The sequence below is a fragment of the Streptomyces sp. NBC_00986 genome (genome assembly GCF_045162565.1).
GTDB lineage: Bacteria > Actinomycetota > Actinomycetes > Streptomycetales > Streptomycetaceae > Streptomyces.
Genome location: NZ_CP108733.1, coordinates 2431996 through 2457550 on the forward strand (window position 1 = coordinate 2431996; position 25555 = coordinate 2457550).

General features: G+C 70.5%; 20 protein-coding genes and 1 pseudogene. 12 read left to right on the forward strand and 9 right to left on the reverse strand.

The features are described 5' to 3' along the window. Window positions 1-3: 3 nt before the first annotated feature. Both OG504_RS10660 and OG504_RS10665 read right to left on the reverse strand, forming a co-directional pair. On the reverse strand, window positions 4-873 hold the full coding sequence (locus OG504_RS10660; RefSeq protein WP_405996296.1) for an amidohydrolase family protein: 870 nt from the start codon (window positions 871-873) through the stop codon (window positions 4-6). Between the two features lie 23 nt (window positions 874-896). After that, a complete protein-coding gene (locus tag OG504_RS10665; protein WP_405989572.1) occupies window positions 897-1814 on the reverse strand; it encodes an SDR family NAD(P)-dependent oxidoreductase in 918 nt (305 codons plus the stop codon). Between the two features lie 287 nt (window positions 1815-2101). Here OG504_RS10665 and OG504_RS10670 point away from each other — a divergent pair, with 287 nt between their 5' ends. Both OG504_RS10670 and OG504_RS10675 read left to right on the forward strand, forming a co-directional pair. Continuing rightward, window positions 2102-2527 (forward strand): MarR family winged helix-turn-helix transcriptional regulator, encoded by a 426-nt coding sequence (locus OG504_RS10670; RefSeq protein WP_200687367.1) that lies wholly within the window; start codon window positions 2102-2104, stop codon window positions 2525-2527. Between the two features lie 20 nt (window positions 2528-2547). Further along, the gene (locus tag OG504_RS10675) at window positions 2548-3447 is read left to right on the forward strand and encodes an IclR family transcriptional regulator (protein ID WP_405989573.1); all 900 of its coding nucleotides are present in this window, start codon (window positions 2548-2550) and stop codon (window positions 3445-3447) included. 25 nt (window positions 3448-3472) lie between these two features. Here OG504_RS10675 and OG504_RS10680 read toward each other — a convergent pair whose 3' ends face one another. Next, window positions 3473-4039 (reverse strand): TetR/AcrR family transcriptional regulator, encoded by a 567-nt coding sequence (locus OG504_RS10680; RefSeq protein WP_405989574.1) that lies wholly within the window; start codon window positions 4037-4039, stop codon window positions 3473-3475. 98 nt (window positions 4040-4137) lie between these two features. On the opposite strand from OG504_RS10680, the gene OG504_RS10685 reads away from it, so the two are divergent. Further along, window positions 4138-5400 carry an FAD-dependent monooxygenase gene (locus OG504_RS10685; protein WP_405989575.1) on the forward strand — a complete coding sequence of 421 codons (1263 nt, stop codon included), beginning with the start codon at window positions 4138-4140 and terminating at the stop codon, window positions 5398-5400. A 5-nt stretch (window positions 5401-5405) separates the two neighbouring features. On the opposite strand, the gene OG504_RS10690 is transcribed toward OG504_RS10685, so the two are convergent. The 4 genes and pseudogenes from OG504_RS10690 to OG504_RS10705 form a co-directional block, all read right to left on the reverse strand. Beyond that, window positions 5406-5669, reverse strand: a complete 264-nt coding sequence (locus tag OG504_RS10690) for an SDR family oxidoreductase (RefSeq protein ID WP_405996297.1) — start codon at window positions 5667-5669, stop codon at window positions 5406-5408. Then, window positions 5663-6142, reverse strand: a pseudogene (locus OG504_RS10695) (SDR family oxidoreductase); the annotation flags it as partial. The pseudogene OG504_RS10695 and the gene OG504_RS10690, both read right to left, overlap by 7 nt. A gap of 191 nt (window positions 6143-6333) precedes the next feature. Then, a complete protein-coding gene (locus OG504_RS10700) occupies window positions 6334-6561 on the reverse strand; it encodes a hypothetical protein (protein WP_405989576.1) in 228 nt (75 codons plus the stop codon). A 33-nt stretch (window positions 6562-6594) separates the two neighbouring features. Next, on the reverse strand, window positions 6595-8313 hold the full coding sequence (locus OG504_RS10705; protein WP_405989577.1) for a ferric reductase-like transmembrane domain-containing protein: 1719 nt from the start codon (window positions 8311-8313) through the stop codon (window positions 6595-6597). A 275-nt stretch (window positions 8314-8588) separates the two neighbouring features. On the opposite strand from OG504_RS10705, the gene OG504_RS10710 reads away from it, so the two are divergent. Further along, window positions 8589-9284 (forward strand): response regulator transcription factor, encoded by a 696-nt coding sequence (locus tag OG504_RS10710; RefSeq protein ID WP_405989578.1) that lies wholly within the window; start codon window positions 8589-8591, stop codon window positions 9282-9284. 190 nt (window positions 9285-9474) lie between these two features. Further along, window positions 9475-10869 carry an ATP-binding protein gene (locus tag OG504_RS10715; RefSeq protein WP_405989579.1) on the forward strand — a complete coding sequence of 465 codons (1395 nt, stop codon included), beginning with the start codon at window positions 9475-9477 and terminating at the stop codon, window positions 10867-10869. A gap of 182 nt (window positions 10870-11051) precedes the next feature. Here the strand turns inward: OG504_RS10715 and OG504_RS10720 are convergent, their stop codons facing one another. Beyond that, a complete protein-coding gene (locus OG504_RS10720; protein WP_405989580.1) occupies window positions 11052-13715 on the reverse strand; it encodes an FAD/NAD(P)-binding protein in 2664 nt (887 codons plus the stop codon). A 340-nt stretch (window positions 13716-14055) separates the two neighbouring features. Here OG504_RS10720 and OG504_RS10725 point away from each other — a divergent pair, with 340 nt between their 5' ends. Next, entirely contained in the window at window positions 14056-15300 is a 1245-nt protein-coding gene (locus OG504_RS10725; protein WP_405989581.1) for an Ig-like domain-containing protein, read from the forward strand. A gap of 263 nt (window positions 15301-15563) precedes the next feature. Further along, entirely contained in the window at window positions 15564-16967 is a 1404-nt protein-coding gene (locus OG504_RS10730) for a glycoside hydrolase family 16 protein (protein ID WP_405989582.1), read from the forward strand. Window positions 16968-17072: 105 nt separating this feature from the next. Here the strand turns inward: OG504_RS10730 and OG504_RS10735 are convergent, their stop codons facing one another. After that, window positions 17073-17972, reverse strand: a complete 900-nt coding sequence (locus OG504_RS10735) for a helix-turn-helix domain-containing protein (RefSeq protein ID WP_405989583.1) — start codon at window positions 17970-17972, stop codon at window positions 17073-17075. 146 nt (window positions 17973-18118) lie between these two features. Between OG504_RS10735 and tkt the strand changes: the two genes are divergently transcribed. Genes tkt through pgi form a run of 5 tightly spaced genes read left to right on the forward strand, consistent with a single transcriptional unit; the run spans window position 18119 to window position 25555 of the window. Then, window positions 18119-20194 (forward strand): transketolase, encoded by a 2076-nt coding sequence (tkt, locus tag OG504_RS10740; protein ID WP_405989584.1) that lies wholly within the window; start codon window positions 18119-18121, stop codon window positions 20192-20194. Between the two features lie 19 nt (window positions 20195-20213). Further along, the gene (gene tal, locus OG504_RS10745; RefSeq protein ID WP_405989585.1) at window positions 20214-21359 is read left to right on the forward strand and encodes a transaldolase; all 1146 of its coding nucleotides are present in this window, start codon (window positions 20214-20216) and stop codon (window positions 21357-21359) included. Further along, window positions 21356-22972 carry a glucose-6-phosphate dehydrogenase gene (zwf, locus tag OG504_RS10750; protein ID WP_405989586.1) on the forward strand — a complete coding sequence of 539 codons (1617 nt, stop codon included), beginning with the start codon at window positions 21356-21358 and terminating at the stop codon, window positions 22970-22972. The genes tal and zwf overlap by 4 nt, the downstream gene beginning before the upstream one ends. Then, window positions 22969-23904, forward strand: a complete 936-nt coding sequence (gene opcA / locus OG504_RS10755) for a glucose-6-phosphate dehydrogenase assembly protein OpcA (RefSeq protein WP_405989587.1) — start codon at window positions 22969-22971, stop codon at window positions 23902-23904. Before zwf ends, opcA begins: the two co-directional genes overlap by 4 nt. Then, window positions 23897-25555, forward strand: a complete 1659-nt coding sequence (pgi, locus tag OG504_RS10760) for a glucose-6-phosphate isomerase (protein ID WP_405989588.1) — start codon at window positions 23897-23899, stop codon at window positions 25553-25555. Before opcA ends, pgi begins: the two co-directional genes overlap by 8 nt.

The following is a 25555-nucleotide window of genomic DNA, read 5'->3' on the forward strand; positions in this document are numbered from 1 at the left end:
CCCTTACGTCAGTCCGAGCAGGCGGGCGGCGTTCTCCTTGAGGATCTTCGGCTTGACCTCGTCCTTGATCGGCAGCTTCTCGAAGTCGGCGAGCCAGCGATCGGGGGTGAGGACGGGGTAGTCGGAGCCGAAGAGGACCTTGTCCTTCAGCAGGGTGTTGGCGTACTGCACCAGCTGCGGCGGGAAGTACTTCGGGGACCAGCCGGACAGGTCGATGTGGACGCCCGGTTTGTGCGTGGCGACGGCGAGGGCCTCGTCCTGCCAGGGGAAGGACGGATGCGCCAGGATGATCTTGAGGTGCGGGAAGTCGGCGGCGACGTCGTCGACATGGAGGGGGTTGGAGTACTTCAGGCGGATGCCGCCGCCTCCCGGTACGCCCGCGCCGATGCCCGTCTGGCCCGTGTGGAAGAGGGCGATGGTGCCCGTCTCCTCGATGACCTCGTACAGGTCGTAGGCCACGGACCGGTCGTTGGGGAAGAAGCCCTGGATGTTGGGGTGGAACTTGAAGCCCTTGACCCCGTACTCCTCGACCAGGCGGCGGGCCTGCCGCACGCCCGCCTTGCCGCGGAAGGGGTCGATGGAGGCGAAGGGGATCAGGACGTCCGGGTTGGCGGCGGCGGCTTCGGCGACCTCCTCGTTCGGGACGGGCTCGGTGCCCGTCGCGGACTCGGCGTCGACCGTGAAGATCACCGCGGCCATCTTCCGCTCGCGGTAGTACGCGGCGGTCTCCTCCAGGGTCGGTTTCCGCTTGCCCTCGACCTTGAAGTAGGCGGAGGAGGCGTCGTGCAGGTCGTCGTCCAGGGAGGAGTGCCCCTTTGAGGACACCTCCGCGTGGGTGTGGACGTCGATCGCGACGAGTTCACCGACGTTCATACCCGTGTCCGTACCGATGTCCATCACGCCTCCGGCAGCTTCGGTGCGGGGATGCCGACCGACTGGAGTTCGGCGCCGACCGAGGTGGGGAAGGCGTCGGCCAGGGTGTCAGGGGTCCAGCCGCCGTCGGCGTAGGCCGCGCTGATCTCCTGCGGGTGGGACCAGAGTGCCACCTTGTCGCCGCCGATGCCGATGGCCTGGCCGGTGATCCCGCGCGCGGCCTCGGAGGCGAGGAACGGGACGAGGGCGGCGCAGTCCTCGGGGGTGCCGAAGCCCTCGCCCTTGCGGAGGAAGTCGGGCAGCGGGGCGCCGTTCTTCATGGCCTCGATGTACGGGGCGAACGCGGGGATCGTCTCGGTCATCGCGGTCGCGGCGACCGGGACGATCGCGTTGACGGTGATGCCCGCGCGGCCCAGTTCCATCGACCAGGTGCGGGCGAAGGCGGCGATGCCGGCCTTGGCGGCCGAGTAGTTGGTCTGGCCGAAGTTGCCGCGCTGGCCGGCCGGCGAACCGACCAGGATCAGGCTGCCGCCCTCGCCCTGTTCGCGCATCCGTACGGCGGCGGCGCGGGCGCAGGTGAAGGTGCCCTTGAGGTGGGTGGTGATCACCGCGTCGAAGTCGTCGTCGGTCATCTTCCACAGCACCTTGTCGCGCAGGATGCCCGCGTTGGTGACCAGGATGTCGAGCCGCCCGAACTCCTCGACGGCACGGTTCACCAGCCGCTCGGCGGCCTCGGTCGTACCGACCGGGACGACCTCGGCGACGGCGGTGCCGCCCGCCTCGGCGATCGACTTCACGGCCTGCTCGGCCACCGCCTCGTCGATGTCGTTGACGACCACGGACGCGCCGTGGGCGGCCAGGGCGTGCGCGTAGGCGAGGCCGAGGCCCCGGCCGCTGCCGGTGACGACGGCGACCTTGCCGGTCAGATCGATGCTGGGCACGAGCGGTCCCTTCACAAGACGAGGCTGCGGTACGACACATCGGGACCGTGACCGCGAAGTCCCCGAAGGCTGCGAGAACGACGGGGACTGCGAACGGCACCGATGCGGCTACGAGATCGAAGCTAAGAGCAATAATTGTTGACGTCAATAGTTGTTGCCGATGGACCATGTGCGTCAGACTGGCTCCGGACCACCGCACGCCCCGCCCGGGGCCTCGACCCAGGGAGCCCGCCATCGCCCGTCAGCCGCACGCCGCGAACCCCCCGATCGACGCGCACGAGCCGTGGATGCGCGGGCTGCACGCGGACACGGGCTACCTCATGTACCGGCTGGGCCTGCGTTCCGGCCAGCTCTTCAACACGTTCCTCCAGGAGTCGGGCCTACGGCTGCGCCACTACGCGTTGCTCCGCTTCCTGGCCACGTCCGAGGGCGCCCTCCAGCGCGAACTGAGCACCCGCCTCGGCTACGACCCGAGCGCAATCGTCGGCCTGGTCGACGACCTGGAGAAGCTGGGATTCGCCGAGCGCCGCCCTTCCCCCGACGACCGGCGCAGCCGCATCGTGGTCCTGACAGCGGACGGCCGCGGCTTCCTGCGCGACACGGACGAGGCGGGCCTGCGCGTCACGAACGAACTGCTGGGCCCGCTCGACGCGACCGAGCGCGAGACCCTGCACACCCTGCTGCAACGGGTCGCCGAGGACGGACTGACCTGACACCGGACGGAGGCCCGGCCATGACCACCACCCGGTCCGCGACGAACGCCGGTTCCGCGACGGCCACGCGCTCGGCGACGACCACCGAGTCCGCGACCACTGCACGGTCGGAGACGACCACTGGGCCCGCGCCAGTCACGCGGCCCTCGAAGATCCCCCGGTCGACGGCGCCCGCCACGCGGTCCGCGCCCGACCGGCTGCTCGCCGTGCTCGCCGCCTTCGACCACGCGCACACGGCCCTGTCCCTGTCCGACATCAGCCGCCGCGCCGGCCTCACCCTGACCACCGCCCACCGCCTCGCGGGCGCCCTCACCGAGTGGGGCGCACTGGAGCGGGACACGTCGGGGGCGTACCACGTGGGTCTACGGCTGTGGGAGGTCGCGGCACTCGCGCCTCGCGGCCTGGCCCTGCGCCAACTCGCCCTGCCCTACCTGGAGGACCTGTACGAATCGACGCACGAGAACGTGCAGTTGGCGGTGCGGGACGGTACGGAGGTCGTCTACACCGAGTGGATCTCGGGCCGTTCGGCGGTCGGCGTACACATCCGGGTGGGCGCCCGCTGGCCGCTCCACGCCACCGGAGTGGGCCTGGCCCTGCTGGCCCACGACGACCCGGATTCCCAAGAGGCCTACTGCGCCGGTCCGTTGGCGTCCTTCACGCCGTACACGATCACCGATCCGGTACGGCTGCGCCGGGTGCTGGCCGAAGTCCGGCGCACCGGCGTGGCGGTGAGCACCCGTCAGATCACGGACGACGCGCTGTCGGTGGCGGCTCCGGTGCGCGGTCCGGGCGGTGCGGTGGCCGCCGCGGTGTCGGTGGTCGTGCCTCAAGTGGACGCGCAGGTACCGGCGTTGATCCCGGCGGTGCGGCTCGCGGCGCGTGGGATATCGCGGGCGTTGGGGTGGCGGCCGGAGGTGTGACGGGGCCGGTGACGCAGGCGACGGCCTAAGGGCCCTGACGCAGGGCCGCCGTCACCAGCCCACGGATCTCCTGCTCCGACACGGCTCCGCCTCCCACCAGGCGGTCGAAGACCAACCCGTCCACACAGGTCAGCAGCGTGACCGTACGGTCCTCGGCGTCCGCGACGCCCCGCGCGGCCAGGAAGTCGCGGACGACCTGTCGTCCCGCGTTGTGGCGCGGCACGAGGATCTCCCGCAGTTCGGGGTGGTGCACGCTCTCGATGGCGCAGGCGTACCGGGCCAGGGAGCGTCTGCGTCCGTCGCTCGTGAGCCGTTGCTCGACGAAGGCCGCGATCCCGGCGGCCAGTTCGTCGGGGCTGCGCGGTACCGGCGTCCGTTCCCCGGTCGCCTGGAGTTCCGCCTGGTCGAGGGCGACCAGGCGGCGGACGAGTGCGGTGAACAGTGCCTGGCGGGTGCGGTGGTAGGCGGAGGTGGTGCCGGGCGGCAGGTTCGCCGCGCGGTCCACCGCGCGATGGGTCAGTCCGCGGATTCCGGCCTCGGCGAGCACGTCGATGGCCGCGTCGGCGAGGACGGTACGTCGGTCTGTGGACATCCCCCCTTTCTACACCTGTAGAGGAGTGGGTTACCGTGAACCACCCTCCTTCTACATCTGTAGAAGGCATGTGGCGGGGCGGACGAGGGAGGGCCGGTATGGGTGGCAGCGCGGTGGTGGTGGGCGGAGGCATCGGCGGGCCGGCGGCCGCGATCGGTCTGCGCCGGATCGGCTGGGAGGTGACGGTGGTCGAACGCGCCGCCGTCCCGGCCGACGCGGGCGCCGGTATCTCCCTGCACGCCAACGGCCTGCGCGCCCTGGACGTCCTCGGTGTCGGTCCGGCGGTGCGCGCCGCGGCCCCAGTACACCGGGGGTACCCGTGTCCCCGGTGGCGGTTGGCTGGCCCGGATGGACGGGACCGTTCTCGAACGCGAGCTGGGCACACCGATCGTCGGCATCCCCGAGCCGTGCTGCACGAGCTGCTGCGCACGGCGCTGCCGTCCGGCTGCCTGGTGACCCGGGCCGAGGTGGCCTTCGTGGACCGGTCCACAGCGGGCCGGGTACGGATACCGCTCGACGACGCCGTCCTGGAGGCGGATCTGGTCGTGGCCGCCGACGGAGTGGGCAGCCGGCTGCGGGCGCAGTTGCTCCCTCGCCACCCGGGTCCGGCCTACAGCGGGTCGACCGTCGTGCGCGCCGTCACCGAGCGTCCGGTCGACCTGGCCACCGACTTCGAGCCGACCTGGGGGAAGGGCGCCGAATTCGGCCACATCGCGTTCACCGACGGCCGGGCCGAGTGGCACGCGGTGCTCAACTCACCGCCCGGTGTGCGGTATTCGGACGCCCTCGACGCGATGCGCCGCCGCTTCGGCACCTGGCACGATCCGATCCCCGCGCTGCTCGACGCCACCCGCCCCGACACCCTCCTGCACCACGACGTCCACGAACTGGTGACGCCCGTGCCCGCCTTCACCGCGGGCCGGATCGTGCTGCTCGGTGACGCGGCCCATGCCATGACCCCGCATCTCGGCCAGGGCGCGTGCCAGGCGCTGGAGGACGCGGCCGTGCTGGCCGCCGTACTCGCCACCGGGCCCACCGTCGAATCGGCGCTGACCCGCTACGACGCCGAGCGCCGCCCGCGCACCCGGTCCGTCGCCCGTGCTGCCCGCCCAGCCGGCCGCATGGGCCAGCAGCTGACCCACCCCGTGGCCGTCGCCGTACGCAACACGGCGCTCCGGCTGGCCCCCTCCCGGACGACCGTCCACGCCGTCCTGCAGCACGCCGACTGGACACCGCCGGGCCTGGACCGACGTCACCGGACCCGCCGCTCACCTCTCAACTCCCGTTCCAGCACGTGCTCTTGGAACGTCGCTCCGCGATGCCGTCCTACCGGTCCCGCTGGCAGTAGGCCTCGACCGTGAAGCAGTCATCGCCCCAGTACGGCGCCGCCGTTGCTGTTGAGGAACTCGCCCGTGATGTAGCGGGCCTCGGGAGACGCCAGGAAGACGACGGCCGCGGCGATGTCCGCCGGTTCTCCCACCCTGCCGACCAGGGTCTGGGCGCGGCGCCCGGCGCGTTCCTCCTCGTCGGCGGGTACGCCGAAGAACTCGGTGCCCGCGACGAACCCGGGCACCACGACGTTGGCTGTCGCGCCCCTCGGCCCAACTCCCGCGCGAGTGTGTGGTTCCACGCCGACAGGGCCGCCTTGGCGGCTCCGTAGGCGCCGTTGCCCCGCAGGGCGGCGACGGAACCGATGGTGACCACGCGGCCGCCGGGCCTGGCCAAGCGCGGCAGCAGTGCTTCGGTGAGCAGGACCGCCGGCAGGACGTTGCTGTCGAAGACCCGCCGCTACTGCTCGGCAACCTCCTTGAGGCTCCCGGCCTGTGCGGGGCCGCCCCGGCCGCCCGCGTTGTTCACCGACACATCGACATCTGCCGGGAGTTCGTCCAGCATCCGCTCGATCTGCTCGGGCTCCGACAGGTCGACCGTGACGGCCCGCACGGGGTGGGCGCCGTCGATCTCCCGCGCCGTCGCACGCAGGACCTCCGCCCGCCGGCCGAGGACGAAGACCTTGTCGCCCTGCCGGGCGAACGCCTCGGCGACGGCGCGGCCGATGCCGGTGCCGCCACCACTGACCACCACGACACGTTCCGTCCCGTCCATCGCCGCCCTCCCGTCTTTCCCGATCCACCGGCCACCAAGATCCCCACCTTGCCGCGCACGCCCTGGACCGGAACAAGAAATACCGCAGAGGCCCAGTTCTTCCGGCTCCGCGCCGCACACCGGCCCGAGGCCGACTTCGCGGTGCCTGAAGCAGGCTTCTCTGAGCGGGAGTTGGCGGGCTCGTCAGGCACCTACTTGTTCTCGCCCGGCTTTCCGACGTGGTCACCGTCGCCGGCGGTGTCGTCCCCGGGCTTGGCCGAGGCGTTGGGCGTGGAAGTGGAGGTGGACGTCGACGCGGGCGGCATGTGGTCGCCGCCGTCCCCCGACTTACCGGTCACGCCGGAGGCGTTGAGTTGGAAGGCGAAGAGGAGGACGGCCACGGAGAGGGTGGCGGTGAGCCAGAGAGTGATGCGTCGCATGTGTGCTCCTGTTGTTGACGGGGCGGAGTGCTGCTACCAGGCGAACTCTTCGGTGTGGACGCTGTCGCGATGGGCGCCGGCGCCACGGGCCGCCTTGCGGACGGCGGTGATCCAAGCGGGCGGACCGCAGACGTAGATGTCCCTGCGGGCGATGTCGGGGACGAGGTTCTTGAGGACCTGGACGTCGTCGTCGAGGTGGGTGGGGTCGGTGGCGTGCCCGGGAGCGTTGGCGAACTGGGCTGACCCTGCTGCCTGCCGGGAGGTGTCAGGGCGGTGTACGGAACCCGCCGTCTGCCAGGAGGTATCGGTGAGGTGAGCCGAGCCCGTGGTCTGCCAGGAGGTATCGGTGAGGTGCGCGGGACCGGCGGCTGGCCCGGAGGCATCCGTACGGTACGCGGGACCGGCGGCTGGCCCGGAGGCATCCGTACGGTACGCGGGACCGGCGGCTGGCCCGGAGGCATCCGTACCGTGGGCCGGGCCCGCGACCGACCAGGACGTGTCGTCGAGGTGCGCGGGACCCACTGCCTGCCAGGACGTGTCGGCGCGGCGCGGTCCCGGGAGGAGGATCAGCTCAACGCCTCGGCGGGTGGCGATGGCGCGGAGTTCGTCGGCGAACACGGCGTGCTCGTCCTCGCCGTAGCGATAGATGAGGGTGGCCTCGCCGGGGGCGTAGGGGGCGTCTTCGAGCAGGGCGCGCATGGGGGTGATGCCGATTCCCGCAGCCATGAGGAGCATGCCGGGGTGAGTACGGTGGCGGGCGGTGAGGGTGCCATAGGGGCCCTCGATCAGGGCGCGGGTGCCGGGGGTGAGGCGGGCGGCGCGTTCGCTGCCGTCGCCGGCGGACTTGATCGTGATGCGCAGCCGGTCGGGGGTGGGGGCGGCGGAGAGGGTGTACGGGTTGCCGCGGGACCAGCCGGGGCCGTCGAGGAAGCGCCAGACGAAGAACTGGCCGGAGGCCGTCCGCATCCGGTCCAGGCGGTGGCCCTTGAGGGTGACCGAGACAGTGCCGGGTGCTTCGGTGACCACGGACTCGACCCGGAGGCGGTGGTACAGGGAGCGCCAGGTGGGCAGGGCGACGCGGTAGAGGAGGGTGGCGGCGAACGCGAAGCCGTACAGGCACCACCAGTAGACGCGGGTCCAGGTCTCGTGGAAGTCGGCGCCGTCGGTGAAGGTGTGCGGGAAGGTGGCCGCGATGCCGGCGTAGGAGTAGAGGTGCAGCAGGTGCCAGGACTCGTAGCGGAGGCGGCGGCGGGCCACGCGGACCGAGGTGACCACGACCATGATCAGCAGGGCGGTCCCCACGGTGGCGAACAGCATCCATGAGTCGGTGACGAACAGGCGCAGGAGTGCGTCCGGTATCGCCGTGGGTTCGCGGGTGGACCGTTCCAAGGCGAACAGGGTGACGTGGGCCGCCATCAGCCAGAACGACGCGAAGCCGACCAGGCGGTGCCGGCGGGTGAGCAGGTCGTGGCCCCAGGACCGTTCCACCCAGGGGATCCGGGCGAGCAGGACGACCTGGAGGATCATCAGGTCGGAGGCCAGGAGTCCCACGAGCAGGCCGAGGGAGCCGGTCGCCCGGTCGGAGGCCGTCAGGCTGAGCGGGCCTCCCTGGTTCATGACCCACAGCGCTACGACCGCGACCACGGACAGGATCGCCAGCGCGCCGAGCGGGTCGGCGAGTGTGAATCGCCCCCTGCGGGGTGGGGCGGGCGGGGTGCGTTGCCCGCGGGGCAGCGCGGTGGACAGGGTCATCGGCGGGCTTCCTTCGTCGCGAGGGCCAGGGGTGCCCCGGCGGCCAGGGCGTGTCCTCACCCTCGCTCCGCTCTTTGTGGCCGCTCTAAGAAACCCGGCGGCCGGGAGGGGCGTGCGCGCCGCTGACCTGTGTCGATGCCGGCTCGGTGGGAGGAGTGGCCCGCGTGGTTCTTAGACTTCCTTGTCGTTCACCGCCGATCCTTGAGGCAGCTGATCCTTGAGGCAGGCGACGGTGCCCGTTCCCGCGGGTGCCGGTGAGGAAGTCGAGGTGCTGCATGGCGGCGGTGGGCCGGAAGCCGGAGGTACTGGTGGTCGACGACGACCCCGGCGTGCGCGCGGCCCTGGACCTGGGGCTCGGTCTCGAGGGCTTCACGGTGCGGCTGGCCGAGGACGGCGAAACGGCACTCGACGAGGTCGCCGGCCGGCCGCCGTCGGTGATCGTCCTGGACGTGACGATGCCGGGACTGTCCGGGGTCGAGGTCGTCCGCGCACTGCGCGCCCAGGGCCGGACGCTTCCCGTGTGCATGCTCTCCGCGCGCGACGAGGTCGACGACCGGGTCGCGGGGCTCGCGGCGGGCGCGGACGACTACGTCGTAAAACCGTTCTCCGTCGGGGAGTTGTCCGCGCGGCTGCACGCGATGGTGCGGCTGCACGAGTCGACGACCGAGCGGTCCCTGGTCGTCGGAGATGTCGCGATCGAGCCCGCGCGCCGCATGGCCTCCCGGGCGGGACGCGAACTCCGGCTGACCACCCGCGAGTTCGACCTGCTCCTCGCCCTTGCCCACCGACCTGGCCAAGTCCTTTCCCGGGCCCAGCTGTTGGAGCAGGTCTGGGGCTACACCTGGGACGTCGACACCAACGTGGTGGACGTGTTCATCGGCTACCTCCGCAAAAAACTCGAGGCCGACGGCGGCCCCCGAGTACTCCGAACCGTCCGCGGGATCGGCTTCGTCCTGCGGACCGGGCCGTGAAGGGGGTGCCCCGGGGCGTGCGCTCCGATCACGGCTGCGGGCATCCTGTGGAACGGTCCATGACGTGGCTGCTGCGCGACCCGAGACCCCGGAACATCGCCGGGGGCAGTCCCGCGTACCCGCCCACGACGTGGGACCCGCGCAACCCGCACGCCGGGATCACCTCCGCCGTCGCCCCGTGGACCGGTCCATGACCTGGCTCCCGCGCAGTCTCCGTTCCCGGATCACCGCCGCTGTCGTCCTGCTGGTGACCGTCGTGGTCGCGCTCGCGGGGCTGGTCATCGTCGTCCGGATCGACCATCGCGACCGCACCGACGTCGACCGTCAGCTCGCCGCCCGTGCCGAGAAGGGGGACCAGGACGCCGACAAACTCCGCGACCAGGCCGGGCATTCGAGCACCAACGACGAGGACAGTGACGACTACGGCGGTCTGCTGGCCGGCAGTCAGAGTCTGGTGCGGCTCGTCTCCGGCGGGAAGGTGATCGCGCAGCACGGGGAGACGCCGGCCGCCCCGCTCCCGGTGCCCGCCCGCGACGGTTACCGCACGATCGACACCGACGGGCAGACCTGGCGCTCGCTGACCCGTTCCCTGAGCACCACCGGCGAGCGGCTCGAAGTCCTCCAGGACATCGACCCGATCGAGCGGCGGCTGGCGGACAACACCGTGATCGTCGCCGCCGTCACCCTCCTCGCCGCCCTCGCCACGGCCGGCGGCGTCTGGCTGCTCACCCGGATCATCCTCCAGCCGCTCGAACGGCTGCGGACCGGCGCCCTCGCGATCAGCGCGGACACGGCCGGGCACCAACTCCCCGCCGTCACACGCCCGCAGGAGGTCGCGGACCTCTCCCACGCGCTGAACAGCATGCTGGACCAGTTGCGCGTCAGCATGGACTCCACCCGCCGTTTCACCGCCGACGCGGGCCACGAACTCCGCACCCCGCTCACCAGCCTCGGGGTCACCCTGGAGACCCTCCAGCGCAACCCCGGCCTCCCCGCACCCCAACGGGCCCGTGCCCTGGAGGCGATGAGCGCGGAGCACCGCCGAATCACCGCGCTCCTCACGGGACTTCAGACCCTGGCGCGCGGCGACGCCCACGCTCTCCCCGAACGCACCCCGGTCGTCCTGAGCGAACTCCTCGACGAGGCCGTCGCCCACGCCGCACACCGCCACCCCACGACCACCTACCGGCTGACGGCCAACTCCCCCGCGACCGTGGACGGTTGGCCCGTCGGCCTACGCCTGGCCGTCGACAACCTCCTCGACAACGCGGCCCTCCACGGCCGTCCCGACGGCACTGTGGACGTCCGGCTCGGCGAGGACGCGGGCACGGTCCGGATCACCGTCGGCGACGACGGCCCCGGCATCCCCGCCGCCCAACGGCAGGCCATGAAGGCCCGGTTCACCCGCGGCACCCGCACCCGCTCCCCCGGCTCCGGCCTCGGCCTGGCCCTCGTCGACCAACAGGCCCACCTCCACCGCGGCACCCTCCGCCTTGGCGCCACCGCGACCGGAGGCCTGGAGGCCACCCTCAGCCTCCCCTCGACACCGGAGGACGAGCCCCGCGAACGGCCCACTCCCGACTGACCACGAGGTCGGATCCAGACGCGGGCCCACGACGGGAACGGGACACATGTCCAACTCCCGCTCGTCCCAACCGTTTCCCCGCAGCGGCCCCCGCCGACATCCGCCGGGACCGACGCGCCGAATCCAGACGCGGGTCTACGACAGAGACACGCGTCCAGCACCGACGCCCGGCCCCACCCCTCTCACCCGGGCAGTCCCGCCAGCATCCGCCGATCCCGAGGCGCCGCCTTCCGGTCCAGCCGCGCGTCCAGCAACCGCCGGGCCGCATCGCACCGCCCCGCCGACACCAGCGCAAACAGCAACGTCTCCTCCACGACCTCGCGTTGGGCCGCGCTGCCGCCCACCTTGCGCAGGACCGGCAGCAACGCGTCGAGGCCGTGGGCGGCTTCGTGGAAGCGGTGTTCGACGAGGGCGGCGAAGGCGTCGCAGAGCGGGGCGATGACCTCGCGCTGCACCGGGTCGGCGCCCGCCGCGTGGTCGCGCAGGCGGCGGAGGGCCGGGAGGTCTCCGGCGGCCGTCAGAGCCACCGCCGCGTGCAGAGCCGTGAACGCCGTCGCCGGCCGCTCCAGCACCTCGCAGGCCACGGTGTCCAGGACGTCCGAAGTCGGCAGCTCCCCCTGCCAGTTGCCGCTGAGCCTCGCCCGCCACAGCAGCGACCCCGAGTCGACCAGCGCGCGCACCCCGGTCACCCGCCCCGGCGCCAACTGCGCGAACCAGCGCCTGCGTACGGCGGCGGGGTCGTCCAACGCCAGTTCGTGCAGGGCGATGTGCCAGGAGAAGTGGGCCCGATGGACGGCACCCCGGCCCTGCCCGGACAACCAGCCGTCCAGCCAGTCCCGGCCCGCCTCGTGGGCGCCGGACTCGTAGTGGACGTGGGCCAGCGCGTGCACGGCGTGACCGGACGCGGGCTCAACTCCCAGGGCGCGGTGGGCGAGTTCACCCGCCTCGTGCAGCCGACCCTGTTCCTGGCGCAGGAACGCGAGCAGCGAGGTGTGGAACCAGTGCCCGTCGTAGGCGGGGGACGTCCGCTCGACGAGCCGCAGCGCGTAGTCGCCGTCGAGGTCGGTGACACCGGAGAAGGCGATGGTGGGGACGGCGGCGGCGAGGGCGAGCGCGTCGGCGGGGTGGGTGTCGAGGTGGCGTATCAACGCGCCGTCCCCGTCGGGGGACTGGACCCGGCGCGTGATCACCTCCACGAAGGAGCGTTCGCGTTCGTCGGCGCGTTCGTGTGCGCAGCGCTGGGCGTCGGCGAGCGCCCGGGGTACGTCCACGGCGGCTCCGCACTCGTGGCCGAGCAGGGCCAACGCCGCGTGTCCCAGGGCGAATCCGGGGTCCAGGGCGACCGCGCGTGCGAAGGCATCCTCGGCTCCGGCGCGTACTTTGAGGACCCGGTCGAGTCCGTTGCGGTACGCGGTAGCGGCCTCGGCATAGGTCGACAGCGGGAGTCCGAGTCCGTCGACGGGCCTGCGGCGCGTGGCGCGGCGGGCCGGAGCCGCCAGCAACTGCTGGGCCAGGGCGGCCGCCTGGACGCGGATCTCGGGGATCGCGGTGGTCTCCCACAACTCGCCGCGCCTGGGACCGCCGAGCGTGAACAGCGGTCGTGCGGAAAGACCTTGGGCATCGAGGAGGCGTCCGTCTCGGGTGGCCACCCCCATGCCGAGGGGGCCTGGAACGGCCGTTCCGGTCTCAAACAGTCCACGCCACAACGGGTCTTCGAGCCGCTGCCCGGGTCCCGTGCAGTCGATCACCCAACCCACGCGCAGCGTACGGCCGTTGGAGAGCGTGACCACCAACTGCCCGTCACCCTCCGCCGCGTCGGTGATCGTGGCGGCGTGCACTTGGAGGCGGCGCGCGGTGCGGGCCCGGGTGACCGACTCGGCGGTGGTGGGGGCCATGCGGTGGCGGTGGGTGTTCCAGAGGGCGCCCTCGTGGGCGAGGAACTCCCCGCGTTCTTCGGGGGTCAGGCTGCGCCAGAGTCTCGCGGTGTGCGGGCGCAGGCTGTCCAGGGCGGGGCGCCAGTCTCCGTGGGTGCGGACGGAGCGGCTGACGTGCCGGTAGACGGTTCGGCGCAGGCCGCTCAGGGTCAGGTCGCGGGGCCAGCTCGGCGCCTCCATCGCGCCGGCCGGTCCCAACGTGTGAGGCTGGGGCAGGAGTCCACTGCGGGAGACGGCGTGGGCCGTGCGCTTGGAACGGTCCAGAGTGAGGGCGAGGTCCACGGCGGTGAGGCCCGTGCCGACGAGAAGGATGTCGGCGGTGTCCTCACGCACGGCGTCCAACGCACCGGGTTTCCAGGGTGAGTTGATGAAGCGGGGCGAGGTGCGCAGGGCGGGCGGGGCCCAGGCGGCCGTAGGGGCGGCGGGGCCGGTGGCCAGGACGGCGCTGTCGGCGGTGAGGAGTCCCCCGTCGGCGAGGTGGAGTTCCACCGGGCCTTCGGGGGTGCCGGTACAGCTCTCGGCGCGGGTGCGCAGCCTGCGTACGGAGACCGTACCGTGGGAACGGACGACGGCCTGGGCGAGGGTGTCGGCGAGATAGGCGCCGTAGCGGTAGCGGGTGGCGAAGTCGGCGCCGCTGACAGTGGGTTCACCGTGGCGGCACAGCCAGCGGGTGAAGTGACCGGGGTCGTCGGGGTAGCAACTCATGCCGCCCGCGGGGACGTTGAGCCGGTGGCGTGGATCGGGTGTGGCGTAGGCCGTGCCGCGGCCGGCTTCCGGGGCCGGGTCTACCAGCACCAGGTCGAGCGGGGTCCGGCGGCGGGTGGCGGTCTCGCAGAGCTGGACGGCGGTCAGGGCGCCTGCCGCGCCCGCTCCGACGATCGCCACGGTGGGCCGCTTGCGGACTTCGGTCACGAATACCTCCGGCGTGGTCTGCCGCGGAGCCGCCGAAACGGAACTCCGCCTTCAGTTCCTTCCTCACTATTCCGACCGGGTAGGTGGGGAAGCCATGGCGGGACGGGGATCTCACCGGATACTCAGGGCACCGGTCGGCGCCTTCATACTCTGTTCACACTCGGGAAGCGTCCGGCAACCGTGGTTTCAGGACTTCTTTCAGGCTCTCTTCACAGGAATCTCAGGTGGAGCTCCTGGGATTCAAAGATTCAACCCATGGAAGTGGCGGAGGATGCAACGGCACTGGTGATCTCGTCGCGTACGGCCAGGGGTGTGCGCGACATGCGGAGGAAGGCCTGCCGTGGGCGTGTCGCACATATCCAACCGGTCCGAGAAGCAGTCGGAGAGGTGGTCCCGTCGTGGGGTCCTCACCGTGCTCGGGGTGGTGCCGGCCGCCGTCCTGACCGGTTGCAGCGGTTCGGCGGGGGCCGCGGAGAGCTCGTCGTCCGGCGGTTCGTCGGCGACGGCGTCCGTGAAGGCCGCGAAGGCGCCGACCGTCACGGTCCTGCCCGCCGACGGCACCAAAAAGGCCGAGTTCACGACCCCGGTCACGGTCACCGTGGCCGACGGCACGCTCGCCACGGTGAAGGTGACCGGCAACGACGGCTCCACGCTGGCCGGTACCTTCAACGACGCCAAGACGAAGTGGACGTCCACGAAGAACCCGTACTCGGGCACGAAGTACACGGTCGCGGCGCAGGCGCAGGACGCCGCCGCGAAGACGATGACCTTCACCACGAAGTCGCCCGGCGAGACCTTCGTCGGCTACTTCACCCCTGAGGCGAACTCCACCTCCGGCGTCGGCATGCCCGTGTCTATCAACTTCACGCACGCGGTCAAGGACCGGTCCAATGTCCAGAAGGCGATCACGGTCACCGCCGAGCCCGCCGTCGAGATCGTCGGCCACTGGTTCAGCGACACCCGGCTCGACTTCCGCCCCGAGACGTACTGGGCGGCCGGCACGAAGATCACCCTCAGCCTCCGTCTGAAGGACGTCGAGGGCCAGGACGGGATCTACGGCGTCCAGTCCAAGGACGTCACCTTCGACATCGGCCGCGAGCAGATCAGCACGGTCGACCTGTCCAGCAAGGAGATGGTCGTCAAGCGCGACGGCAAGACCCTCGCGACCTACCCGGTCAGCGGCGGCAACGCCCAGCACACCACCTGGTCCGGGATCATGGTGATCAGCGAGCGGTTCAAGCAGACCCGCATGGAGTCCTCGACGGTCGGCCTCGGCGACGAGTACGACATCTCCGACGTCCCGCACGCCCAGCGCCTCACCACCTCCGGCACCTTCGTGCACGGCAACTACTGGGCGTCCACCTCGGTGTTCGGCAGCGAGAACACCAGCCACGGCTGCGTCGGCCTGCACGACGCGAAGGGCGCCAACGACACCTCCGTCGCCGGCTACAAGTTCTACGACAGCTCGATGCTCGGCGACGTCGTCATCGTGAAGAACTCCGGCGAGAAGACCGTGGCAGCGGACAACGGCCTCAACGGCTGGAACCTGTCGTGGGCGGAGTGGAAGGCGGGGAGCGCGGTCTAGGGCCTGTCACCCCGGGTCCCGACGGAGGCTCTCCGATCCCGACCGGTCCCGGGCAGGCCCCTGCCGCCTCGGAAGGCGGATCGGAAACTTCCTCTTTCACCGCATTCATCGCCCGAACTCCCGCACAGCGAAAGGACTTTCACGGCTTCACCTCTTGACGGCCTGGGTGGCTGAGAGCACATTGACCGCGCACCCCACTGTCTGAGAGCGCTCTCAGACAGGCACGGCACCCCGCACCCCCACTCCGTATCCGAGAGGCACCGATGAGTGAACCCCGCGGCACGCAGCGCAGACCCCGCCCCTTCAGGCGCACCCTGATCGCCGTCCTCAGCACCCTCGGCCTGGCGGCCGCCACCGCCACGGCCTTCACCCTGCCCGCGAACGCGTCCGCGCCCACGCCCCCGTCGGGCTGGACACAGGTCTTCCTGGACGACTTCAACGGCTCCGCGGGCACCGGTGTCTCCACCACCAACTGGCAGTACGACACCGGGACTTCGTACCCGGGCGGGGCCGCCAACTGGGGCACCGGCGAGGTCGAGACGATGACCTCCTCCACCAACAACGTGGCCCTGGACGGCAACGGCAACCTGCTGATCACCCCGCGCCGGGACGCCTCCGGCAACTGGACCTCGGGCCGTATCGAGACCAACCGCACCGACTTCCAGCCGCCGGCCGGCGGGAAGCTCCGCGTCGAGGCCCGTATCCAACTCCCCAATGTCACCGGCTCATCGGCGCTCGGGTACTGGCCCGCGTTCTGGATGCTGGGCGCGCCGTACCGGGGCAACTACCAGAACTGGCCCAGCGTGGGCGAGTTGGACATCATGGAGAACGTCCAGGGTCTCAACACCGACTGGTCCACGGTGCATTGCGGCACCAGCCCGGGCGGTCCGTGCAACGAGACGACCGGCATCGGCGGTTCGACGGCGTGCACGGGAACGACCTGCCAGGCGGGCTTCCACACGTACGCGATGGAGTGGGACCGTTCCACGAGCCCCGAACAGATCCGCTACTACCTCGACGGCGTCAACTTCGAGACGGTGAACTCCAGTCAGGTCGACGCGACGACCTGGGCCAACGCGACGAACCACGGCTTCTTCATCATCCTGAACGTGGCAATGGGCGGCGGCTTCCCGGACGCGTTCGGCGGCGGCCCCACCAGCACCACCGACCCGAACCACCCGATGACGGTGGACTACGTCCAGGTGCTCTCGTCCACGGGCAGTGGGAGCGGTACCACACCCCCGCCGACGGGCAACCGGGACGCCTACAGCGCCGTCCAGGCCGAGTCCTACGACAGCCAGTCCGGCACGATCGCCGAGACCACCACGGACACCGGCGGCGGCCAGGACATCGGCTCCATAGCCAACGGAGACTGGGCGCTCTACAAGGGAGTCAACTTCGGCTCCACGGCGGCCACCCAGTTCTACGCCCGGGTCGCGAGCGGCGCCGCGAGCGGGGTCAGCGGCCTGGTCCAGGTCCGCCTCGACAGCCCCACCGCGACCCCGGTCGGCAGCTTCGCCCTGGCCAACACCGGGGGCTGGCAGTCATGGAGAACAGTCCCGGCGAACATCAGCTCGGTCACCGGCACCCATGACGTCTATCTCACCTTCAGCAGCGGCCAGCCGGCGGACTTCGTGAACGTGAACTGGTTCGACTTCGGCCACTGATACCAACTCCCCACGGGAGAAGGGGGCTTCACGCGTGCGCGTGGGGCCCCCTTCGACACGCCCCCGTTTCCTTCGACATGTCCCCGTTCAGCGCGTCCACCGCCCTCACCGCAACTCCGCCCGAAACCCCGCCGGTGTCACATCCGTGTGCTGCTGGAAGAACTTGGAGAAGTTCGCCGCGTCCGGGAACCCAACTGCCGCGCCCACGCGGCCGATCGGCAGATCCGTGTGGGCCAACAGCCGTTTCGCCTCCAGGACGACGCGCTTGTCGATGAAGCCCTTCGGAGTCTCACCCGTCGCGGCGCGGACCGCGCGGACCAGGGTGCGGCGGGAGTAGCCGAGGGCGTCGGCGTAGGCGCTGACGCTGTGATTGGTGGCGAAGCCCTTCTCGACGGCGTTCCGGAAGAGCGTGAACGTCGTGTCGGCCTGCCCGGCGGCGTCCTCGGCCGAGCTCGCCGCGAGATGCGCGAGCCGTAGCAGGAAGGCCGTCAGGGAGTGTCGTAGGACAGAGGTGTGCAGGCTCAGCGGGAGCGTGGTCGAGTCCTCGTACTCGCGCTGGAGCTGGCCCAGGGAGGCGCGCAGGGCGGCGAGGCGGGGCTCGTCGGGGTGCAGGACGGGCGGGAGGTCGTAACGGTAGAGGCCGGTCGCCTCGACCGTGGCGCGCGGGAGGAAGCCGGGCTGCATGGTCAGGACCGTGCCGCGGTACTCGCTGGTCGAGGAGAAGCGGTGGACCTGGCCGGGGCGGATCCACAGGACGTCACCGGCGCTCACCTCGTACTCGGCGAAGTCGATCATGTGGCGGACCGGGCCGCCGGAGAAGAGCATCACCACATGGAAGTCGATGCGGTGGACGCGGTGCAGGGGCGCGTCGGCGTGCCAGGTGTGGTCGGTGCCCATCGGGCCGACCTGCATGCCGACGCCGCAGACACTCAGATCGACAGGGAAGGGAAACGTTCTGATCACGTCGCCGTCACCGCCGACGTCTTGGATAGTTCTGTCCGTCATGTCCTTCTCGTGCCGCCTCGACGCTCATCCCGGTGTCCCACTTTCACCACAGGCTGGCACACCGGCACCTTCCCTCGTAAAAGTCAGACTTTTAGATTTGAAGACGTCCGAGCAGTTCTTCCGCTCTTACCGAGGACTTCTTGAAGATGAACGCGCACACACCTGACAGCTTCGAGTGGACCGATCTCGACCGTCGAGCCGTCGACACCGCCCGTGTTCTGGCCGCTGACGCGGTGCAGAAGGTCGGCAACGGCCACCCGGGAACCGCGATGGCCCTGGCTCCCGCCGCGTACACGATCTTTCAGAAGGTGATGCGTCACGACCCCGCGGATCCCGAGTGGACCGGCCGTGACCGCTTCGTCCTCTCCCCCGGCCACACCTCGCTGACGCTGTACACGCAGCTGTACCTCGCCGGCTACGAGCTGGAGCTGGACGACCTGAAGGCGTTCCGGACGCACGGCTCGAAGACGCCTGGTCACCCCGAGTACGGGCACACGGCCGGTGTGGAGACCACGACAGGACCGCTCGGACAGGGTGTCGCCAACGCGGTGGGCATGGCGATGGCCGCCCGCTACGAGCGCGGCCTCTTCGACCCCGAGGCTCCCGAGGGCGAGTCGCCCTTCGACCACACCGTCTGGGCGATCGTCTCCGACGGCGACCTGGAGGAGGGCATCTCCGCCGAGGCCTCCTCCCTCGCCGGCCACCAGAGGCTCGGCAACCTCGTCTTCGTCTACGACGACAACCACATCTCCATCGAGGGCGACACCGCGACCGCCTTCTCCGAGGACGTCCTGAAGCGCTACGAGGCCTACGGCTGGCACACCCAGCGCATCGAGCCCGCCGCCGACGGTGACATCGACACCCACGCGCTGTACACGGCGCTGAGGACGGCGCAGGCCGAGACCGAGCGCCCCTCGATCATCGCGATGCGCACGATCATCGCCTGGCCCGCCCCGAACGCCCAGAACACCGAGGCCGCCCACGGCTCCGCGCTCGGCGCCGACGAGATCGCCGCCACCAAGCGCGTCCTCGGCTTCGACCCGGAGCGGTCCTTCGAGGTCGCCGACGAGGTCATCGCGCACAGCCGCCGGGCCCTGGACCGGGGCGCCGAGGCGCACTCCGCCTGGGACAAGCAGCTCGACACATGGCGCGGCGAGCAGCCCGAGCGGGCGAAGCTCTTCGACCGGGTCGTCGCCGGGCAGCTCCCCGAGGGCTGGGAGCAGTCCCTGCCGGTCTTCGAGGCGGGCTCCTCCGTCGCCACCCGCGCCGCCTCCGGCAAGGTCCTCCAGGCACTTGGACCGGTCCTGCCCGAGCTGTGGGGCGGCTCCGCCGACCTCGCCGGTTCGAACAACACCACCATCGACAAGACCTCGTCCTTCCTCCCGAAGGGCAACCCGCTGCCGGAGGCGAACCCGTACGGCCGTACGATCCACTTCGGTATTCGCGAGCACTCGATGGCGGCCGAGATGAACGGCATCGCCCTGCACGGCAACACCCGTGTCTACGGCGGCACCTTCCTGGTGTTCTCCGACTACATGCGCAACGCCGTCCGTCTCTCCGCGCTGATGCAGCTCCCGGTGACGTACGTCTGGACGCACGACTCCATCGGTCTCGGCGAGGACGGCCCCACGCACCAGCCGGTCGAGCACCTCGCCTCGCTGCGCGCCATCCCGGGCCTGAACATCGTGCGCCCGGCCGACGCCAACGAGACCGCGATCGCCTGGGCCGAGATCCTCAAGCGGCACGCCACGAAGCCCGCCCCGCACGGCCTCGCGCTGACCCGCCAGGGTGTGCCGACCTACGCGCCCAACTCCGATGCGGCGCGCGGCGGTTACGTCCTCAAGGACTCCTCCACCGAGACCCCGGACGTCGTGCTCATCGCGACCGGTTCCGAGGTGCACCTCGCCGTCGAGGCGCGGGAGCAGCTGGAGGCCGAGGGCGTGGGTGCACGGGTGGTGTCGATGCCGTCCGTGGAGTGGTTCGAGGAGCAGTCGCGCGAGTACCGCGACAGCGTCCTTCCGCCGTCCGTGAAGGCCCGCGTTGCGGTCGAGGCCGGGATCGGTCTCACGTGGTACCGGTTCGTGGGTGACGCAGGACGCATCGTCTCCCTCGAACACTTCGGCGCCTCCGCCGATGCCAAGACCCTGTTCGCCGAGTTCGGTTTCACGGCCGAGAACGTCGCCGCTGCTGCCCGGGAATCCCTTGCCGCCGCGCGCGGTTGATCCGATCGCCAGAAAGAAGATGATCACAGTGACCGAAGTGACCGCCACCGCGGGAGCTCTCAAGCGCCTGTCCGACGAGGGCGTCTCCATCTGGCTGGACGACCTGTCGCGCAAGCGGATCGAGTCCGGCAACCTCGCCGAACTCATCGACACCAAGAACGTCGTCGGTGTCACCACCAACCCCTCGATCTTCCAGGCCGCCATCGGCTCCGGCGAGGGCTACGAGCAGCAGCTCGCCGACCTGGCCGTGCGCAGGGTGACGGTCGAAGAGGCCGTACGGATGATGACCACCGCCGACGTCCGCGCCGCCGCCGACATCCTGCGCCCGGTCTACGACGCGACCGGCGGCCGGGACGGCCGGGTCTCCATCGAGGTCGACCCGCGGCTCGCGCACAACACCGAGGCGACCATCGCCGAGGCCAAGCAGCTGGCCTGGCTGGTGGACCGTTCCAACGTGATGATCAAGATCCCGGCGACGAAGGCCGGCCTCCCCGCCATCACCGAGGTCATCGGCGAGGGCATCAGCGTCAACGTCACGCTGATCTTCTCCCTGGAGCGCTACCGCGAGGTCATGGACGCCTACCTGGCCGGCCTGGAGAAGGCGAAGGCCGCGGGCATCGACCTGGCGACCATCCACTCCGTGGCCTCCTTCTTCGTCTCCCGCGTCGACTCCGAGATCGACAAGCGCCTCACCGCGATCGGCACGGACGAGGCCCTCGCCCTCAAGGGCAAGGCGGCTCTCGCCAACGCGCGGCTCGCGTACGAGGCCTACGAAGAGGTCTTCTCCGGTGACCGTTGGACCGGTCTAACAGGCGCCAAGGCCAACAAGCAGCGCCCCCTGTGGGCCTCGACCGGCGTGAAGGACCCGTCGTACAAGGACACCCTGTACGTCGACGAGCTGGTCGCGCCCGGCACGGTCAACACCATGCCGGAGGCGACGCTGAACGCCACCGCCGACCACGGTGACATCCACGGCGACACGGTGACCGGCGGCTACGCGCAGGCCCGCGCCGACCTGGACGCCGTAGAGCGGCTGGGGATCTCGTACGACGTGGTCGTCAAGCAGCTGGAGGACGAGGGCGTCGCCAAGTTCGAGGTGGCCTGGCAGGACCTGCTGGACGCCGTCGCGAAGTCGCTGAACAGCAAGGGGGTCGACGGGGAATGACCGAGGAACTTCCCGAAACGAAACCGGCCGGAGCGGCCGAGGCGGCCGTGCAGGCGCTCACCGTCGAGGAGATCACCGACGCCCTGGCCGCCGGCTGGGACAACCCGCTGCGCGACCCGCGCGACCGTCGGCTCCCGCGCATCGCGGGCCCGTCCGGGCTGGTCATCTTCGGGGTCACCGGTGACCTGTCCCGCAAGAAGCTGATGCCGGCCGTGTACGACCTGGCCAACCGCGGCATGCTGCCGCCGGGCTTCTCCCTCGTCGGGTTCGCCCGGCGGGACTGGGAGGACCAGGACTTCGCGCAGGTGGTGCACGACTCGGTGCGCGAGCACTCGCGGACCGAGTTCCGCGAGGAGGTCTGGCAGCAGCTCGCCGAGGGCATGCGGTTCATCCCGGGCGACTTCGACGACGACACCGCGTTCAAGCAACTACGCGCCGCCGTGGACGAGTTGGACGGGTCCCGCGGGACCAGCGGCAACTACGCGTTCTATCTCTCCGTACCGCCGAAGTTCTTCCCGAAGGTCGTCCAGCAGCTGAAGAAGCACGGGCTCGCGACGGCCGGCGAGGGTTCCTGGCGGCGCGCGGTCATCGAGAAGCCGTTCGGCCGCGACCTGAAGAGCGCGCGCGAGCTGAACAAGATCGTCCACGAGGTGTTCGACCCGGACCAGGTGTTCCGCATCGACCACTACCTCGGCAAGGAGACGGTCCAGAACATCCTGGCGCTGCGCTTCGCCAACCAGATGTACGAGCCCATCTGGAACCGGTCCTACGTCGACCACATCCAGATCACGATGGCCGAGGACATCGGCATCGGCGGCCGCGCCGGCTACTACGACGGCATCGGTTCGGCCCGTGACGTCATCCAGAACCACCTCCTGCAGCTGATGGCGCTGACCGCCATGGAGGAGCCGATCGCCTTCGACGAGGAGGCGCTGCTCACCGAGAAGCTCAAGGTGCTGAAGTCGGTGCGACTGCCGGAGAAGCTGGGCGAGCACACGGTGTTCGGGCAGTACGCGGAGGGCTGGCAGGGCGGCGAGAAGGTCGTCGGCTACCTCCAGGAGGACGGCATCGACCCGCAGTCGAAGACCGACACCTACGCGGCCGTCAAGCTGGAGGTGGACAACCGCCGCTGGGCGGGCGTCCCCTTCTACCTGCGCACCGGCAAGCGGCTCGGGCGGCGCGTGACGGAGATCGCGGTCGTCTTCAAGCGCGCCCCGCACTCCCCCTTCGACTCCAGCGCCACCGAGGAACTGGGCCAGAACGCGATCGTCATCCGCGTCCAGCCCGACGAGGGCATGACGGTCCGGTTCGGCTCCAAGGTGCCGGGCACCTCGATGGAGATCCGGGACGTGTCCATGGACTTCGCCTACGGCGAGTCGTTCACGGAGTCGAGCCCGGAGGCGTACGAGCGGCTCATCCTGGATGTGCTGCTCGGCGACGCCAACCTGTTCCCGCGCCACCAGGAAGTGGAAGAGTCCTGGAAGATCCTCGACCCGATCGAGGAGTACTGGGCACAGAACGGCAAGCCCGCGCAGTACTCCTCGGGCAGCTGGGGTCCCGAGGAGGCGGACGAGATGCTCGCACGAGACGGACGGAGCTGGCGCAGGCCATGAAGATCGACCTGAGCGACACCACGGCAAGCAAGATCAACAAGGCGCTGGTGCAGGGTCGCCGCGACATCGGCACCCCTGCCGTGGGCATGGTCCTGACGATGGTCATCGTCACGGACGAGGAGAACGCCTACGACTCGATCAAGGCGGCCGAGGAGGCCTCGCACGAGCACCCCTCGCGCACCCTGGTCGTCATCAAGCGGCACGCCCGCACCCCGCGGGACCGCACCAACTCGCACCTCGACGCCGAGGTCCGGGTGGGCGCCGACGCAGGCACCGGCGAGACGGTCGTGCTGCGGACCTACGGCGAGGTGTCCGACCACGCCGACTCTGTGGTGCTGCCCCTGCTGCTGCCGGACGCGCCGGTCGTCGTCTGGTGGCCCGGGGACGCCCCCGAGATCCCGGCGAAGGACCCGCTGGGCGCCCTCGCGCAGCGCCGGATCACCGACCTGTACTCGGCGACGAACCCGCTGGAGGCGCTGGACGCCCGCGCCCGTGCCTACGCGCCCGGCGACACCGACCTCGCCTGGACCCGGCTGACCCCGTGGCGCTCGATGCTGGCGGCGGCCCTCGACCAGGCCAAGTCCAAGATCACCTCGGGTGCCGTGGAGAGCGAGGCCGACAACCCGGCCGCCGAGCTGTTGGCCCGCTGGCTGGAGGCACGCCTCAAGGTGAAGATCGACCGCGTGGTCACCGCGGGACCGGTCATCACGGCCGTCCGCCTCGGGACCGGCGCCGGCGAGGTCGTCATCGACCGCCCCGAGGGCCCGCTGGCCACGCTGTCCCTGCCCGGGCAGCCCTCCCGCACCCTCGCGCTGAAGGTGCGCACGACCTCCGAACTGATCGCCGAGGAGCTGCGGCGCCTCGACGCCGACGAGATGTACGCCATCGCCCTGCGGGCCGACGGCACCAAGGAGACCCCCCGTCATGTCTGACTCCCCCAAGCTCGTGCGGCGGCCCGAGTGGACCGCTCTGGAGGACCACCGCGCGGATCAACTGCAGCCGCAGTTGCGTGAGTTGTTCGCGGCGGACCCGGGGCGCGCGGAGCGGTACGTCGTCACCGTCGGCGACCTGCGCATCGACTACTCCAAGCACCTGATCACCGACGAGACCCTCGCCCTTCTCCAGGAACTGGCCACCGCCACCGGCGTGTTCGGCCTCCGGGACGCCATGTTCCGCGGCGAGAAGATCAACGTCACCGAGGACCGCGCGGTCCTGCACACCGCGCTGCGTGCCCCGCGTGACGCGGTGATCGAGGTCGACGGTGAGAACGTCGTGCCCCAAGTCCACGCCGTGCTCGACAAGATGGCCGGCTTCGCGGACCGCGTCCGCTCCGGCGAGTGGACCGGCCACACGGGTCGTCGGATCCGCAATGTCGTCAACATCGGCATCGGCGGCTCCGACCTGGGCCCGGCGATGGCCTACGAGGCCCTCCGCGCGTTCACGGACCGCTCGTTGACGGTCCGGTTCGTGTCGAACGTGGACGGCGCCGACCTGCACGAGGCGACCCGTGACCTCGACCCGGCCGAGACGCTGTTCATCGTCGCGTCCAAGACGTTCACGACGATCGAGACGATCACCAACGCGACGTCCGCACGGACGTGGCTCCTTGAGGGTCTCGGCGGTGACGACAAGGCCGTCGCGAAGCACTTCGTGGCGCTGTCGACGAACGCCGGGAAGGTGTCGGACTTCGGCATCGACACGGACAACATGTTCGAGTTCTGGGACTGGGTCGGCGGACGCTACTCGTACGACTCCGCCATCGGTCTCTCCCTGATGATCGCCATCGGCCCCGACCGCTTCCGCGAGATGCTCGACGGTTTCCACCTCATCGACGAGCACTTCCGCACCGCACCCGCCGAGTCCAACGCCCCCCTCCTTCTTGGCCTGTTGGGCGTCTGGTACGGCAACTTCTTCGACGCGCAGTCGCACGCGGTGCTGCCGTACTCGCACTATCTCTCCAAGTTCACCGCCTACCTGCAGCAGCTGGACATGGAGTCCAACGGCAAGTCCGTGGACCGGGACGGGAATCCGGTGGAGTGGCAGACCGGCCCGGTGGTGTGGGGCACGCCCGGCACGAACGGGCAGCACGCCTACTACCAACTCATCCACCAGGGCACGAAGTTGATCCCGGCGGACTTCATCGGCTTCGTCAACCCGATCGGCGGGCTGAGCGAGGGCCTCAAGGCTCAGCACGACCTGCTGATGGCCAACTTCTTCGCGCAGACACAGGCGTTGGCCTTCGGCAAGACGCCGGACGAGGTGCGGGCCGAGGGCGTCGCGGAGGAGCTGGTGCCGCACAAGACGTTCAAAGGCAACCACCCCACCAGCACGATCCTGGCCCGCGAGCTGACCCCCTCGGTGCTCGGCCAACTCATCGCCCTCTACGAGCACAAGGTGTTCGTCCAGGGTGCGATCTGGAACATCGACTCCTTCGACCAGTGGGGCGTCGAGCTCGGCAAGGTCCTCGCCAAGCGCGTCGAACCCGCCCTGACCGAGGGCGCGGACGTGCCCGGTCTCGACTCCTCCACCGCCGCTCTCGTGGCCACCTACCGGACGCTCCGTAATTCCCAGGAAGTGAACTGA